The organism is Pseudomonas sichuanensis, from assembly GCF_003231305.1.
In the GTDB taxonomy this organism is placed as follows: Bacteria; Pseudomonadota; Gammaproteobacteria; order Pseudomonadales; family Pseudomonadaceae; genus Aquipseudomonas; species Aquipseudomonas sichuanensis.
In genome coordinates, this window is sequence record NZ_QKVM01000081.1 from 1 (window position 1) to 15,911 (window position 15,911).

General features: G+C 59.8%; 10 protein-coding genes and 5 tRNA genes. 4 read left to right on the forward strand and 11 right to left on the reverse strand.

The features are described 5' to 3' along the window. The coding region (locus tag DM373_RS26980; protein ID WP_167409877.1) for an RHS repeat-associated core domain-containing protein at positions 1-2,803 on the forward strand (2,803 nt) is incomplete at its 5' end. Positions 2,804-2,953: 150 nt separating this feature from the next. Here DM373_RS26980 and DM373_RS26985 read toward each other — a convergent pair. From DM373_RS26985 to DM373_RS27015, 7 genes are all read right to left on the reverse strand, one after another. Beyond that, positions 2,954-5,239 carry a hypothetical protein gene (locus DM373_RS26985; RefSeq protein ID WP_110996433.1) on the reverse strand — a complete coding sequence of 762 codons (2,286 nt, stop codon included), beginning with the start codon at positions 5,237-5,239 and terminating at the stop codon, positions 2,954-2,956. 15 nt (positions 5,240-5,254) lie between these two features. Beyond that, the gene (locus DM373_RS26990; protein WP_110996434.1) at positions 5,255-7,720 is read right to left on the reverse strand and encodes a hypothetical protein; all 2,466 of its coding nucleotides are present in this window, start codon (positions 7,718-7,720) and stop codon (positions 5,255-5,257) included. Between the two features lie 189 nt (positions 7,721-7,909). Then, positions 7,910-7,985 (reverse strand) — tRNA-Gly (locus tag DM373_RS26995). An 82-nt stretch (positions 7,986-8,067) separates the two neighbouring features. Continuing rightward, positions 8,068-8,143, reverse strand: a tRNA-Gly gene (locus DM373_RS27000). Between the two features lie 4 nt (positions 8,144-8,147). Next, a tRNA-Glu gene (locus DM373_RS27005) sits at positions 8,148-8,223 on the reverse strand. Between the two features lie 92 nt (positions 8,224-8,315). Further along, a tRNA-Gly gene (locus DM373_RS27010) sits at positions 8,316-8,391 on the reverse strand. A gap of 2 nt (positions 8,392-8,393) precedes the next feature. Beyond that, a tRNA-Glu gene (locus DM373_RS27015) sits at positions 8,394-8,469 on the reverse strand. 372 nt (positions 8,470-8,841) lie between these two features. Between DM373_RS27015 and DM373_RS27020 the strand changes: the two genes are divergently transcribed. Beyond that, positions 8,842-9,609, forward strand: coding sequence for a hypothetical protein (locus DM373_RS27020; protein WP_110996435.1), 768 nt, complete (start codon positions 8,842-8,844; stop codon positions 9,607-9,609). Between the two features lie 91 nt (positions 9,610-9,700). On the opposite strand, the gene DM373_RS27025 is transcribed toward DM373_RS27020, so the two are convergent. Beyond that, complete coding sequence (locus DM373_RS27025) at positions 9,701-10,183, reverse strand: GAF domain-containing protein (RefSeq protein WP_110996436.1); 483 nt, start codon at positions 10,181-10,183, stop codon at positions 9,701-9,703. Beyond that, on the reverse strand, positions 10,184-11,071 hold the full coding sequence (locus tag DM373_RS27030) for an ATP-binding protein (RefSeq protein WP_110996437.1): 888 nt from the start codon (positions 11,069-11,071) through the stop codon (positions 10,184-10,186). Positions 11,072-11,311: 240 nt separating this feature from the next. On the opposite strand from DM373_RS27030, the gene DM373_RS27035 reads away from it, so the two are divergent. Then, positions 11,312-13,663, forward strand: coding sequence for a hybrid sensor histidine kinase/response regulator (locus tag DM373_RS27035; RefSeq protein WP_110996438.1), 2,352 nt, complete (start codon positions 11,312-11,314; stop codon positions 13,661-13,663). Here the strand turns inward: DM373_RS27035 and DM373_RS27040 are convergent. Further along, positions 13,653-14,141: a glutathione peroxidase gene (locus DM373_RS27040; protein ID WP_110996439.1), complete on the reverse strand. Its 489-nt coding sequence runs from the start codon at positions 14,139-14,141 to the stop codon at positions 13,653-13,655. The two genes, DM373_RS27035 and DM373_RS27040, sit on opposite strands and share 11 nt — an antisense overlap. Before the next feature lie 12 nt (positions 14,142-14,153). Then, complete coding sequence (gene msrB, locus DM373_RS27045) at positions 14,154-14,549, reverse strand: peptide-methionine (R)-S-oxide reductase MsrB (protein WP_110996440.1); 396 nt, start codon at positions 14,547-14,549, stop codon at positions 14,154-14,156. Positions 14,550-14,714: 165 nt separating this feature from the next. Here msrB and DM373_RS27050 point away from each other — a divergent pair. Further along, positions 14,715-15,911: pyridoxal phosphate-dependent aminotransferase (locus DM373_RS27050; RefSeq protein WP_110996441.1), on the forward strand; the 1,197-nt coding region annotated here is incomplete at its 3' end.

The following is a 15,911-nucleotide window of genomic DNA, read 5'->3' on the forward strand; positions in this document are numbered from 1 at the left end:
GACCTGCACTTCGGTCATGGGTGTGGTGACGGTCACCTACCTAGACGGCCTCGGCCGCGCCACCCGAGAAACACGCAACCATATCAATGACAAAGACCTCGAACACCCATACGAAACGCTGCGGCTCACTCACGATAGCGCCGGGCAAGTGCAAGTAGAGACGTTGACAGATTACCTGCCTGGAACATTGAGGGCGCTGCCCTTGCGCACAACCTTCAGCTATGACGACTGGGGCAATCGAAGTGCCATTGCCCGCCCCGAAGGCGCCGTGGAGCACACCGAAACCAACCCGATCGGCAATTTGGACTTCAAAGGCCTGATCAAAACTACCTGGCTTCAGGCAGGTAGCACCGAGGAACCTTTGATCAGCAACTGGCTGGAAAGCTGGCTCAATCCGTTCGAGCAGGTTGTGGCCGAGCATCGCCGGGACGCAGCGGGCGACTTCCTGACCCAGACCAGAGATTACGACGGACTGGGCAACTGCATCCGACGCATCGATGAACGAGGCAATGAAACCCATTATGCCCATGACGCCTGGAACAGGCTGATTTCGACGACCCTACCCGATGGCACCCAGGCCACTCGTGCCTATCAGGCATTCAGCCATGAGGAGTTGCCTGAACGGGTGACGGTGATACCGCCACCCGACCGATCTGCTGCACCCGTGCTGCTGGCAAGGCAGGACCATGATGGCCTGGGGAGACTGACCCAGATCACGACGGCAAAGCGCACCGAACGTTTCGAATACCCAACGGGCATGCGCACCCCGAGCCTCAAGATGACTGCCAGTGGCGACCCGATCAGATATTCCCATCGTGCCGAACTGAGCGACAACCCCACGTCGATCAGCTCACCCAGCGAACAAGCCACGTTCGAATATGACAAGCGTCATGCAAAACTGATCCTGGCAAGCAGCGCAGAAGGCGAGCGCAGCTTCACATACGACTGGCAGAACCAGCTCGCCAGCGAAACATGGCAAGACATCGATGGCCGCTGCCTGCAGAAGATCCAATCGCGCAGTTTGCACGGTCGCCTGGCAATACACTCCACCGGCAGCCCGGACCAACTGCTCAATACACTGTTCACCTACAACGACCAGGGCCTGGTGAACGGCGCTGAAATCACCGGACGCCTGAAGGTGGAATGCACCCACGACCTTTTCGGGCGCACGTCAATGCTGCTGACCTCCGACCTGACGAGCGACAGCACTGCTCGCATAGATTTCGAATACGACAACCAGGGGCGGGAAAGCAAGCGCATCCTGACCAAGTCAGGCAAGCCGCCAAGGACCCTCTCGCAGACATTGGGGCCAGATGGTTTACTAACCTCACGCCAACTCAAGCAGGGCAACACCGACCTGCTGCTGGAGAGCTTCACTTACGACAATCGCAGCCGTCTGGAAAGCCATACGTTCAAGGGATCCGACCTGCCAAAGGACATTCAGGAGCGTCGAGTGATGAGTCAACGGTTCAGCTTCGACGAGCTGGACAATATCGTCAGCCGCTTCAGCACATACGAGGATTCCGCTCAGGAAATCATGACCTTTGCTTACCTGCCGGATGATCGCTGCCAGCTCGACTCCATCACCTACCATTCGGCAACTCGCACCACGCGCCTGGAAATCAACTACGACGACAATGGGTGCCAACGTGTGGACATCCGTGGCCGAACGCTGGTTTACGACTCACAGCGACGTCTGATGACGGTCAGCGATGGTCAGCGAGTACGCAAGTATCGCTATGACGCATTGGACCAACTGGTCGCGGTGGACGACACCCTGATCGGTTTCGAGGAAAAGCGGCTGAGTGTCGCGCTGCACGGCAACCGGGCAGTGACCTTGGCGTTTCTCGGTGAGCAGCCCCTTGCCGAGATCGCGAATGAGAACCCGCCCGTGCGCTTGCTGCAGACCCTGGCAAGTCATTCAGTCATCGCCGAGTACAGTGGCGCGCTACAACGCAACATCCACTACCTGGCCCACGGCGAGCGCTCTGGGGTGGACACATTCGAAAGCCTGCTCGGTTTCAACGGCGAGTACCGCGATCCCATCACAGGCCACTACCTGCTGGGCCGTGGCCACCGCGCCTATGATCCCGAACAGATGCGATTCCTGCAGCCCGACGCACTCAGCCCGTTCGAGGCCGGGGCGCTCAATGGCTACGCCTACTGCCAGGGCAACCCAGTAACCCTGCGTGATCCCAGCGGCCGCTTTGCCGTGTACTTCAATGACCTTGCACTGTCTGCCCCCGGGTCAACAATCGACAAGTCCTCGGAGCAACTGGCCAGCGAACGGCAGTTCTGGAAAGCCAGCTCCAGCATCCTGATAGGCATAGGCTTAGGCGTCTTGTTCACCGCGCTGGCGGTGGTGACCGCTGGCCAAGCACTGATGGCTCTGCCTGGAGTGGCTGTCGCGGCGACGGGCATGATGGCGACCGCCAACGCCGCTACGCTGGCGACCGCGACAGCCACTGCCACGACCATGGTTGCCAAGGCGGTGACCTTCGCCATCGTCTCGACAGTCACGGCCATCTCTTCGGTAGTCAGCACGACTGCGGATATCATCACGGGCGCCACAGGGGCGAAGTGGGCGGCAAAGTTCTCGGAAGTGGCCGGGTGGGTTAATGCCGGGACTTCCCTAGGAGATATTGCGACCATAAAGCTGGCACACAAGCTGATTCAAAAAAGTGCAATGGCCGCCAATATGCTGGCCACGCCCGGATTTGCAGCGCATAGGGCCGCGAATATGATGAAGCGCAAGTCCTTGCCCAATGACGAGAGCGCTGCTATTCGATCCTCCACAGCGTAAGGCACTAAGCGATATGCAGGCCTCTCTCTGGCGCCATGGTTGAAAGCACCAACGTCAGGGCGTCGACTCAGCGCTACTCCTGACGCGAAGGCGCGGCGCCAGCGAGCCCTGACAGATTGCAACAAACGCAGACGTCGGCCGGCTACGGTATCAGCCCGGGAGGTTCTTCGAGCAAGCCAGGCGAACGGAGTGAGCGTAGCGCAATTGCATGGCTCGCACGTTTTCGAATCGTTGAAGCGGCAACGGCACAATGATATGCCCGCTTTTCTCACCGCTACTGACAATTTTGCGGGCACGGATGATCACGTAGCTATCAGGGGCATCCGGGTCCGCACGGTAAAGGCCGTTATCATCTATGGTCCCTGGCCCCTGCAACGGAAGGTACCACTCCACATCATCGGGCTCTCCCTGGTACCAGCCTTCCAATTGGAGGCTACCCTCCTCTGGCATGGCTTCCGCGCGCAGAACGATGATTTCAGGGTCCTTGAACCGACGAAGGATGACCGCTGACTCAGGTCGACCTGCCGCCCTGCCCTGGGTATCAAGCCCCACGACAACGACCTTGTCGATGGAACAGTAGATGTCCGGCTCTCGCGCTGTTGCAGTGTAACGTGCGGTATCCACCGCAACTGACAGTTCACCGCCCGCGCCACCTTCGACATTGACGAGTGACCAATCCAGTGAGTGCTGCGCCATCTGAAAGCTATGCAACTGTACTTCGGCGCCAGCCTTAACGCCTTCCAGCACCTGCAGTGCAGGCGAGACATTGACGAGACTGCCCAACACCGTCAATTGAGTGGCATCCGCCTGGCCGCTGGCAGGATCATATGCAACGATGTTCACACGCTGCGTGTTGCCCTGCAGTTCCTCGCTCGCAGGGGCGAGGTAATCACCCGAAATGGGATCGATACTTCCCGTGTTCCATGGATAATCCGGTAGCGCCCCGCAACTCCACTCGATACCCGTGCGCGCGGGTTGCGTGGTAAACCTCAGCGTGTCTCCTGCCGCGAGACGCCTGCCACGTTGCACAATCCGCAGAGCCCCGCCATTTCGCTCGAATGTACCCTGCACCGCCATATGTCCCGGAATTTCCATGCTCGCGACCTGCAGCGACTTGCCATTATCTGCGCGCAACACCGACAGCAAACCGGTCGCTACTTTCGCGTGCAACCACATGGACAAGTCATTGATGAAACCTCGCCTGATACTGTAATCGGTCAATTTCTCGAGTGTTGCGTTTCTCTCCTTGGCTTTGCCGGGCAGCGCTTCGCTCCACACTGTACCAGTGCTATCAAGGCGACCCGATTCTGTCTGCGTGTCCGCCTGCAGCGTGAATCGAAAGTTCAGCTCCGGCTCAAGCGTTACAAGCTCATTGATCCAGTTGCTGCCACCCTTGGGTCGGTAGCGGCAAGTCACCGTGCAGCGGGGCTTCCAGGTCTGCTCAACGTCGGCGTTGTTAAAGTCGACCGTCAAGGCCTGCGCATCGCGTCCTGCGTGTATCCTGAATTCGAAGGTTTCGAACTCGATTCTTTGATCGGGCACTTTTCCCGCCGGCACCAGGATATAACCTTCGGTTGCCTGCGCCTTGATGATCCTGCCCTGCGGGTCCGTCTCATACGTCCAGATTGCCTCTTCCAAGGACGCTTGGATGGCTTTTCGATAGGCTAGTTGGTGAAGAATTTGCGCAGACAGCATAGTCGTGCATGTCTGCTCGTCGCTGGCGCTTTGAGAAAACAGCGCAGGGAAGCCAGAGCCGTCAGTTGGGACGTGCCCCTGGCGGTCCTTGCCAAAAGCCATGAATAAAAGCACTGCCTGGCGAGAATCACTGGTAGAAGTCTGGCTGCGAATCTTCATATCCACCGGACTGATGCTTGAGCTCAGGACCTGCGCCAGGGTGAATGAACTATTCTCAATCGCGATGCCTTTGAACATTTGTTCAGCCATTCGTTGCCCGAGGTTGGGCGCCAGGTCTCCCGCGCCCAGACTTAGCTTGAAGGCTGTTGCATTCCTCATGTCGACTTTTAGTTCACTCGCAGCAAACTCCATGGGCAACTCTAGGAGAGGTTGCAAGGGGTTGACCGTACGATGGGAGTACATCGCAATGACTTCCCCATACAGGTTGCTTATGGCTTGAGCGCCCTGCTCGAGCGCGATTGAAAGCTTTACATCGGCCTTGTTATATGACGTACTCTCCAGGCTGAAAAGCGGGGTATCAACGCGGTAATTGTCCAGCTCATGTACGACCCCCAGATCCGAATACTCGACCGTCCCCCTGAGCCGGCTCGGAATGGTTTGATCCGCTACTCTGCGCTCATAGGCACTGAGCAAAAATTCATTGACCTGGCCCAGCGGCAGTGACGTGATCGCATCCCAGAACAGCATATCCCCGTTGTTCTTCAACCACGTCAAAATGGCACTTGGAATATTGCTTTCCATGCAGCACCTCTCGATTCAGACAGTTTGTTGAAGGCGCGAATAAACGTCTATGTAATCGTGCAAAGGCAATGGCAGTATAAAATACCCCTTCATGAACACCTGCGGATTACTTTCTTCAACGTCTCGTATCTCTGCACCCATTACCATGTAACGATCCAGCGGATGTTCAACTATTTCTAACCGGGCCAAAAACTGACCATCCTCCGAGACCTGAAGCGTGCCGCTGCTTGCACCCTCGACGATTTCCCAGACCAGTTTTCGCCCAGGCCTCAGGTCATCGGGGTATTTCAGTGTCACTTGTCGGCGTGCCTGGTCCATGTTGTCAACACGGATGGGCAGGGTCAAATGGGGCCTGGCCGCCATCGAGATAATGCTCGCGTAGCGGTCTTCATCCTGGTTACTGACTTTGATTCTCACCAAATGTGGATAATCATCATTACCGGCACCTGCCGTAAACAGCACCCTAGGCCCGGTACTGGCCGATAACTTCCCGCCTGCTGCGTCTCCTTCAATTGACCAAGTGAACGCTGCTTGTTCGGTCGTACCAGCATCTAAAGTGACTTCTCCGTTTGCAGGGACCAACTGAACCAGCGGTGCTATTGCCAGCGCTTGACGCGTCAATGTAACCAGCGCCCAGGCTGTATGGCCCCCAAAGACCATCCTGATTCGCTCACGCCAATAGGAGCCCTCGAAATGGGTTTCGGCCGGGACTTTATAAAGTCCCGAACGCCGTTCAATATGACCCTTGGTCACGCCCCCAGGCTCGAGTGGCTCGACAAACCACTCTGGGCCGGTCGTCAGCCCGTTTGCACTGAACTTGCACTCCCCCCCAATCACTACTCTGGGCTCGAGTGGCTCTATCATCATCCCTGAACTACGCGGCTGCACCTGGCCGAATAGAACCAGGTCCGTAGGCCCAAAAAATTGATTGCCGGTGAAAGATTCTCCAAAGTTCAGCGTCACTACCTGCCTGACTTGGCGAAGCACTTCCGAACGAAGTGGTAGACTCGTTATTACCTCAGTAATACTGTCAATTAAAGAGAGGAGTATGGATTCCACTATACCATCGACTACCGCCTTAAAGCCCACCGTCATCAACCACATGATATAGAGCAACAACATGGCCTTTTCCCATTCATCACCCGCATCCGGATCGATGGCCTGAATATGCTCACCGCGCAATGTAAAGTACTCTTCCCACGACAATGGCGCCTCACCCTTCTGCGCCCCACGCTTAAACTCACTGCGCATGACTTTATAGTGAACAACTGGAAACTCCATCAACCCGATCTCAACCTCAAGAGTCCCTGACAACGTATACTCAAGGAGGCCTGACAAATCATGACCAAGCATTTGGACTCCACCCTGTCCATGCGCAGACGGTTCATCGTAATTAAGTTCATACTCATACTTAAATCTTGCCGTCACTGGCCAAGACAACAGCATCCTATCACCTAGCTGAAAGACCGTGAGTTCCCCGGCATCAAAAAAGGTGAACTCTTCGTGCCTTAGAACAACCTCGAAAAACTCACCATACATCTTCCAACGTCTACGATGCTCCGAGGCGGGAACAAATAGCGAAGTATCAGAAATACTCACCCTCTCACATTCACCTACCCCGATAAATAGGGGTTCACCACACGTGGTGAGTTTTTTCTTCAACGCCTCCAACAGCCAAACAATATAGAATCGCCACGAGCTCAGCATGGCGATCGCCGAAAAATTAAAATAACTCTTTGGGATGAGATAGCGGAATCCGCTGCCCTCACCAGGCGGGTCGAAGTTATGCCCTTCCTGCATGCTGACAAATACAAGAACCGCGCCGTTCGCGTCCTGGCTTTCCTTATCAGGTTGCGTTGCCAAGCGGAATGAGCGTGGCTGCAAAAGGCTGTCCGGATGGCGCCGAATTGAGCCCAGTTCAAAAAAACGCTGCTCATCCGGCAACTTCCGAAACAGCGCCGCAAAATCTTCCCCGGCGAGGCGCTGCAATCCGATGTCCGCATCGAACTTCAGCAGAAAGTCTTCACTCTTGCTAAGGTCCAGCCTCAACTTGACTTCGTCAATGATTTGCGTTTCCACTTCATCCAACTTTAGCCTGAGTTCGAGCAAGGGCCCCACCATTGGCTCGATCCATTCCAACCTGGAGACCTCCCACCCCCCTGCGCGTTGCTGCACTGCAACGTCGTTGCCGCTGATGATACTCATGTTCAAGCTGGCCCGGGAATATGACAAATCGGCATTTTCGAAAGACAACCTGGGCCGATCCAGCACAAAATCTTGCAGGTAGCGCACCGCTGCCGAATCGGCCTCGAGGGTGGTGGTGAAAGGCTTGAAGTAGCTGCTGTTGCCGAAATGACCGATATAGGCATGCAGCAACAGACGATTGAGCCGATCTCGGTCCATCGCAACAATCATGTCCCATGAGTACATGCGACTTTTCTCCCGAAGCCAACCCATCAGATCGCTCAGACCGTTGCCCATGATTTCAACTCTACTCTTGCACCGAATAGCGACCAAGATCCTGGCTTCGAACACGCTTGAGTACTTATACCGCCGCCCTGTGAGAGCGACCACTGACAAAAATGACAGGTCTTGAATTGCAGACAGAAGCGGGAGAGGGATTTTCAGACAAAAAAAAACGCCACTTCAAATGAAGTGGCGTTTTCGATTTGGAGCGGGAAACGAGACTCGAACTCGCGACCCCGACCTTGGCAAGGTCGTGCTCTACCAACTGAGCTATTCCCGCAAAGTGAAGCTATACCGCATTTGGCGTGAAGCGCCATGAAGACCTTCACCACCTGCACCGTACAAGACGACGCCATTGAAACTGGAGCGGGAAACGAGACTCGAACTCGCGACCCCGACCTTGGCAAGGTCGTGCTCTACCAACTGAGCTATTCCCGCAATTTGGCGTCCCCTAGGGGACTCGAACCCCTGTTACCGCCGTGAAAGGGCGGTGTCCTAGGCCACTAGACGAAGGGGACTAAGCCGACGCTTTGCAGCGCACCAGAACATGAACCTCGCGATTCAGCCTGGATTTTCTTTTCCTGCCCTGCCGAAACAGTGCCGGAGAAACTGGAGCGGGAAACGAGACTCGAACTCGCGACCCCGACCTTGGCAAGGTCGTGCTCTACCAACTGAGCTATTCCCGCATTGGCGTCCCCTAGGGGACTCGAACCCCTGTTACCGCCGTGAAAGGGCGGTGTCCTAGGCCACTAGACGAAGGGGACACAGCTACATCTTCACTCCCTGCCGCGTTCCGCTGTGTGCTTTACGCTGCAAGTGGCGCGCATTCTATGGATGCCATGGAAAGCCGTCAACCCCTTTGTAGAAATTTATTTAAATCAATGACTTCCCGCTTTCCTATAAGGTGCTGACAGGTGCGCCCAGGGATTGGCGTTGATTTTCTGACGGTAGCCCGGCAAGCTCATGGCAATGCGCCAGCATCTGGAGAAATCCGGACTGCGGCCGACATATACCAGTACCGCAAGCCGACGACGAACAGCACGTCCCAAAGCTGTCCGCCAGGCTGCACTGTTCGCTTTTCGGCGAACTCACTACACTCTCGTACAGATGCAAAACTTCTTCATGAGGCGTTTACGGTGACACCACTTCTGATCACCCTGCTTATCGTTGCGGGTATCGCATTGCTGATCGTGATCGGCTACCTCAACAACGTGGTCGAGAACAACAAGCTCGAACGCGTCCGGCTCAAGGTAGAACTGGCCGACCGCCTGCGCCGCTGCGGTGAAATCACCGAAACCTTCCCCGGCCAGTTCATGACCCCGGCGCTCAAGCTGCTCTTGACCCGCCTGGAACTCAACCTCAACCAGCGCCAGTTGGCCCTGGACAAGCACAGCGCCGAGCTCAAGGCGCGCATCGGCGAACTTGAAGGCCTGATCGCCCAGGGCGACAAGATCCCGGTCAGCAACCCGCCCTCGCCTATCCACACCGAGGTCAAGGCCAAGGACGTGCGCTTCTTGCTGGAGCTGCTGCACAATCAGATCGTGCGCGCTACCCAGGAAGGCTTCCTGGCCACCAACGAGGGCAAGTACTGGGTCAAGGAGATCCGCCACATCCTGGTGCTGCTGCACATCGAGTTCTTCAACAACCTGGGCCAGCAGGCGCTGCAGCAGAACCAGCCGGGCCAGGCGCGCCTGGCCTTCGAGCGCGGCGTGCAGTACCTGCGCAAGCAGCCCGAACCTAAACAGTATGAAGAGCAGCTCACCTACATGGAGAAGCTGCTGAACCGGGCGAACGCCCAGGTACTGGACCAGATGGAGCCGGCAGCGGACGACCAGAACGCACTGACCGAAGGCCTCAAGACCGACGAGGACGAGACCTGGAAGAAGCGGGTCATTTACGACTGATCCCGTGGGAGCGGCGGTGCGCCGATGCGACTTGCCTCGCGATGGGAACAGCACAAATACAAAGGGGCCTTCACAGGCCCCTTTGTTCATTTCAGCAATCAGTCAATTCCAGAAAGATCGCCGCCAGGCGCTCCAGCCCGGCCTGGTCGGCCTCACTGAAACGCCCGACCTTCGGGCTGTCCAGGTCAAGCACCCCGATCAACCGCCCGTCCTTGAGCAACGGGATCACCAACTCGCTGTTCGACGCGCTGTCACAGGCGATATGCCCGGGGAAGGCATGCACATCCTCGACCCGCTGGGTCTGAAGGGTGGCCGCCGCCGCGCCGCACACACCCTTGCCGAACGGAATGCGCACGCACGCCACCTGGCCCTGGAACGGCCCAAGCACCAACTGCTCGTTGCGGTTGAGGTAAAAACCGGCCCAGTTCAGATCGTCCACCTGGTTGTACAGGAAGGCCGAAAACTGCGCGGCGTTGGCGATGAAGTCACGCTCGTCGGCGAACAGCGCCTGCACTTGCGCGGCCAGCAGGGCGTAGCCGTCGAGGCCCTGGCCACTGGCGTTGAGGTCGATCATTTATTTCTGCTCCAGCAATTGCAGCCCGACCCAGTAGCGGGCGAACTGATAGGCACAACGGCCATTACGGTTGCCGCGGCCGGTGGCCCAGCGCACGGCGAGGATATCGAGTGCTTCGCTACGCTGCCAGGCAAGCCCGGCCGGGCGCGCCAACTGGCCGATCCAGTGTTCGACCACATTGAGGAAGTGTTCCTGGCTGAAGGGGTAGAACGACAGCCACAGGCCGAAACGGTCGGACAAGGCGATCTTGTCTTCCACCGCTTCGTTGGGGTGCAGCTCGCCGTCGACCATCTTCCAGTTTTCGTTGTCGCTCTGTTTTTCCGGCACCAGATGGCGGCGGTTGGAGGTGGCGTACAGCAGCACATTGTCCGGGGCCTGCTCCAGCGAGCCGTCGAGCACGCTCTTGAGCACCCGGTAGTCGCCCTCCCCGGCTTCGAACGAGAGGTCGTCGCAGAACAGGATGAAGCGCTGTTCGAGCTTTTGCAGTTGCTCCACCACACGCGGCAGGTCGGCCAGGTGGTCGCGCTCGATTTCGATCAGGCGCAGGCCATCACCGGCGTGTTCGGCCAGCAGCGCACGCACCAGCGACGACTTGCCGGTGCCGCGCGAGCCCCACAGCAAGGCGTGGTTGGCCGGCATGCCGTTGATGAACTGGTGGGTATTGCGCCCCAGTTGGTCGCGCTGCTGGTCGACGCCGATCAGGTCGGACAGGCGAATGTCGAGGCTGACCTCCAGCGGCATCAGGTAGCCGCTGCGGCCATCGCGCTGCCAGCGGGCGGCGAGGGTTTGCGACCAGTCGATGGCCGGGCGCGGGGCGGGCAGCAAGGGTTCGAGACGCGCGAGGACGGATTCGGCGCGGTCGAGAAAAGCGGTAAGGCGGGCGTCCATGGGAGGCTCCTAAGAATTTCAGTTTTTCGGGGCATCCGGCCCATCGCGGGGCAAGCCCGCTGCCACGCCATTCTCGGGGGATCGCTTGGCTCTGCTGGCTGCGCTGTCGCACAGGGTACAGAGGCGACGCATCACCAACGTGGGAACGGGCTTGCCCCGCGATGGGCCTTGCAGCGGCCCTTAAGCGACGATCAACTGAAATGAACAGACAGACCCGCCAGCGGCCAGGGCTGATCGGCTATGCTTGCGCAGCGCACGGAGCACATCACCGGCTTGGGACCCATGGATATCAAGTTCACCAATCGCCTGTCATACAAGCAAGCCCGGTTGACAGTCCTGGTCGGCTTCATCCTGGGAACATTGCTCAGTCTCATCCAGATCGGCATCGATTATGCCAGCGAAGACGCGTCCATCAACCGTGAAATTCAGGCGCTGCTGAAGATCAGCCACGACACCGCCTCACGGATCGCCTACAACATCGACACCGAACTGGCCCAGGAACTCACCGGCGGCCTGCTCAAATCTCCGGCGCTGCTGCGCGCCCGCCTGATCGACAACAACGACACGGTACTGGCCGACACCGAGCGCCCCAGGCTGGAAAGCCGCTACCGACCATTGTCGGACTTCCTGTTCGGCGAGCAGCGCCAGTTCCAGGACCGCCTGTACCTGGCCCACATGCCCGGCGAGTACCTGGGCACCCTGTACCTGGACGTCGACACCTTCGCCTTCGGCGGGCGCTTCCTCGACCGTGCCGGGGTTACCCTGCTCAACGGTTTCGCCCGCAGCCTGGTGCTCACCGGCATCCTCCTGGCGCTGTTCTACCTGATGCTGACCAAACCGCTGGTCACGGTGATCAGTGCCTTGAGCGGTGGCGATGCGCGCACGCCGCGGCAAACCCGGGTGGACTGCCCCAAGGGCCATGAAAACGACGAGATCGGCGTGCTGGTCAAGGTCGCCAACCAGCAGTTCGTCAGCATGGCCACCGAGATCCAGCAGCGGCGCAACGCCGAGAACCGCCTGACGCAATACCTCAACGAACTGGAAGACATCGTCTCGGCCCGCACCAACGAGCTCAAGGCCAGCAACAACCGCCTGAGCCAGTCCAACCAGGAGCTCGACGAGGCGCGTCAGCGTGCCCTGGGCATGGCCCAGGCGCGCGCGGCCTTCCTGGCCAACATGAGCCACGAGATCCGCACGCCGCTCAACGGCATGCTCGGCATGATCGCCCTGGCCCTGGACAGCCCTCTGGCCGGCGAGCAGCGCCAGCAGCTGTCAATCGCCCACGACTCGGGCAAGGTGCTGGTGGAACTGCTCAACGACATTCTCGACCTGTCCAAGTTCGACGCCGGCCAGCTGGAGCTCGAACGCATCCCTTTCGACCTAGGGGCAATGCTCGAAGACACCGCCAACCTGCTGTCGCAGAATGCCGCGGCCAGCGTCGAGCTGACCTGCCTGATCAGCGCGAACTTCCCCAGCAGCGTGCTTGGCGACCCCACCCGGGTCAGGCAGATCGTCAGCAACCTGCTGTCCAACGCGCTCAAGTTCACCCGCTTCGGGCGCGTCGACCTGCGCCTGTCGAGCATCGTCGGCGGCGTGCGCCTGGAGGTCAGCGACACGGGCATCGGCATCCCCGAGGAGGCCCAGGCGCGCATCTTCCAGCCCTTCACCCAGGCCGGCGCGGGCATCACCCGCCAGTATGGCGGCACCGGCCTGGGCCTGACCCTGACCCACAACCTGTGCAAGGCCATGCAAGGCCGCCTGCACATCCAGTCCGAAACCGGCTTTGGCAGCCGCTTCAGCGCCGACCTGCCGCTGCCCGCACACACCGAGGCGATCCCGCCGGCGCCGCTGGCCGGGCGCGTGGTGGCACTGACCCATGCCGGCAGCGGCCTGGCCGAGCTGCTGCAGGGGCTGCTGCCGGGCTGGGGGCTGGACTATGTGCGAATCGACGCAGCCAATGAGCTCAACGGTGTCGTCGACCTGCTGATCACCGATGACCTGGACCCGGTACTGGCGCTGCGCCCAAGCATCCAGGCGCCGATCCTGCTGGTGACCGCCTACGGCAGCTTCCTGCCCAGCGAGCAGGCCACGCAACTGGCCCCCCTGCAGCAACTGGCCCGCCCCCTGGCGCGCAACGCCCTCTACCACACCCTGCGCCGCACCCTGCAGGGCGAGGCCAACGCCCCCCTGCCCCACGAAGTGTCGATGGCACAGGAGCGTCGGGCGCGCATCCTGCTGGTCGAGGACAACCCGGTGAACCAGTTGGTGGCCAAAGGCATGCTGGCCAAGCTCGGCTGCCAGGTGCAGGTCGCCGCCCAGGGCGTTGAAGCCCTGGAGTTCCTGGAACAGGAAACCTTCGACCTGGTGCTGATGGACTGCAACATGCCGGTGATGGACGGCTACGAAGCCAGCCGGCGCATCCGCCAGAGCGGGCGCTGGCCGGAACTGCCCATCGTCGCCCTGACCGCCAACGCCATGCCCGAGGAGCGCGAGCGCTGCCGCGCCGCCGGCATGAACGACTACCTGGCCAAGCCGTTCCGCCGCGAAGAGTTACTGGCACTGATCGATCATTGGGTGCCACTCAGCGCTTGAGCAAACGCTCGATGTCGGCCTCCAGGGCCTGGGGCTTGGTGGTCGGCGCGTAGCGGATGACCTTGCCGGTGGCCGGGTCGAGCAAGAACTTGGTGAAATTCCACTTGATCTTCTGCGAGCCCAAAAGGCCCGGGGCACGCTGCTTGAGCGCGGCGAACAGCGGGTGGGCGCCGGGGCCGTTGACCTCGACCTTGCGAAACAGCGGGAAGCTCACGCCGAAATTGACCTCGCAGAACTGCGCGATCTCGCGGGCATCACCCGGCTCCTGTTTGCCGAACTGGTTGCAGGGGAAGCCCAGCACCACCAGCCCCTGCTCGCGGTAGTCCTGCCACAGGCGCTCCAGGCCCTTGTACTGCGGGGTGAAGCCGCACTGGCTGGCAGTGTTGACCACCAGCAGCGCCTTGCCGGCGAAATCGCCCAGCACTTTCTGCTCGCCAGCGAGGGTGACGCAGGGGATGTCCAGCAATGCATCGGCCATGCGTTTGCTCCTTCAATCGCGGGGTTTGAGGTCCAGGCACACCGAGTTGATGCAATAGCGCAGGCCGGTCGGTGGCGGGCCGTCGGGGAACACGTGGCCCAGATGGGCGTCGCATTGCGCACAGGTGACTTCGGTGCGGATCATGCCGTGGGAGGTGTCGCGGATCTCGATCATCGCGGCCTCTTCGATTGGCTGGTAAAAGCTCGGCCAGCCGCAACCGGAGTCGAACTTGGCCTTGGCGTCGAACAGCGCCAGGTCGCAGCAGATGCAGTGGTAGATGCCGTCGCGCCGTTCGCTGTTGTACTTGCCGCTGAACGGCCGCTCGGTGCCTTTGAGGCGGCACACCTGGTACTGGGCGGGGTCGAGCATGGCGCGCCACTCGTCCAGTGTCTTGTCGATCTTTTGCATGAAGGGACCTCGGCAGGCTGAATTTCACCTCGCACCGTCTTTATTTATGGCGCGGGTGGAACGTATATTAGTTGGCTTTCCAAGCCAGCCAGTCTGGCATGCGCCTCGCCCTTTTCAAACCTTTCACCGGCGGCGCGCCGCGCCTTGTCCAACCAGGATCCCAACATGCAGTTCAGCAAATCGAACAAGCTCGCCAATGTCTGCTACGACATTCGCGGCCCGGTGCTCAAGCACGCCAAACGTCTGGAAGAGGAAGGCCACCGCATCCTCAAGCTGAACATCGGCAACCCGGCGCCGTTTGGCTTCGAGGCGCCGGACGAAATCCTCCAGGACGTGATCCGCAACCTGCCCACCGCCCAGGGCTACAGCGATTCCAAAGGCCTGTTCAGCGCACGTAAAGCGGTGATGCAGTACTGCCAGCAGAAGGAAATCGAAGGCGTCACCATCGAGGACATCTACCTGGGCAACGGCGTGTCCGAGCTGATCGTGATGTCGATGCAGGCGCTGCTCAACAACGGCGACGAAGTGCTGATCCCGGCGCCCGACTACCCGCTGTGGACCGCCGCGGTGAGCCTGGCCGGCGGCAAGCCGGTGCATTACCTGTGCGACGAGCAGGCCGACTGGTTCCCTGACCTCGAAGACATCAAGGCCAAGATCACCCCGAACACCAAGGCCCTGGTGATCATCAACCCGAACAACCCCACCGGCGCGGTGTACTCCAAGGAGCTGCTGCTGGGCATGCTGGAGTTGGCGCGCCAGCACAACCTGGTGGTGTTCTCCGACGAGATCTACGACAAGATCCTCTACGACGAGGCCGTGCACATCAGCACGGCGTCGCTGGCCCCGGACCTGCTGTGCCTGACCTTCAACGGCCTGTCCAAGTCGTACCGCGTGGCAGGCTTCCGTTCCGGCTGGCTGATCATCTCGGGCCCCAAGCAACATGCCCTGAGCTACATCGAAGGCATCGACATGCTGGCCAACATGCGCCTGTGCGCCAACGTGCCGGCCCAGCACGCCATCCAGACCGCCCTGGGCGGCTATCAGAGCATCAACGACCTGGTACTGCCGCCTGGTCGCCTGCTGGAGCAGCGCAACCGCACCTACGAGCTGCTCAACGAGATCCCCGGCGTGAGCTGCGTCAAGCCCATGGGCGCGCTGTATGCGTTCCCGCGCATCGACCCCAAGGTGTGCCCTATCTTCAACGACGAGAAATTCGCCCTCGACCTGCTGCTGTCGGAGAAGCTGCTGATCGTCCAGGGCACGGCGTTCAACTGGCCGTGGCCGGACCACTTCCGCGTCGTCACCCTGCCACGGGTGGATGACCTGGAGCAGGCGATCGGCCGGATCGGCAACTTCCTGCGC

What these genes read in the sequence shown, in the direction of transcription:
- DM373_RS26985 (WP_110996433.1), bottom strand. Translation starts at nt 5,239, where the DNA reads ATGGAAAGCAATATTCCAAGTGCCATTTTGACGTGGTTGAAGAACAAC.
- DM373_RS26990 (WP_110996434.1), bottom strand. Translation starts at nt 7,720, where the DNA reads ATGGGCAACGGTCTGAGCGATCTGATGGGTTGGCTTCGGGAGAAAAGT.
- DM373_RS27025 (WP_110996436.1), bottom strand. Translation starts at nt 10,183, where the DNA reads ATGATCGACCTCAACGCCAGTGGCCAGGGCCTCGACGGCTACGCCCTG.
- DM373_RS27030 (WP_110996437.1), bottom strand. Translation starts at nt 11,071, where the DNA reads ATGGACGCCCGCCTTACCGCTTTTCTCGACCGCGCCGAATCCGTCCTC.
- DM373_RS27035 (WP_110996438.1), top strand. Translation starts at nt 11,312, where the DNA reads ATGCTTGCGCAGCGCACGGAGCACATCACCGGCTTGGGACCCATGGAT.
- DM373_RS27040 (WP_110996439.1), bottom strand. Translation starts at nt 14,141, where the DNA reads ATGGCCGATGCATTGCTGGACATCCCCTGCGTCACCCTCGCTGGCGAG.
- msrB (WP_110996440.1), bottom strand. Translation starts at nt 14,549, where the DNA reads ATGCAAAAGATCGACAAGACACTGGACGAGTGGCGCGCCATGCTCGAC.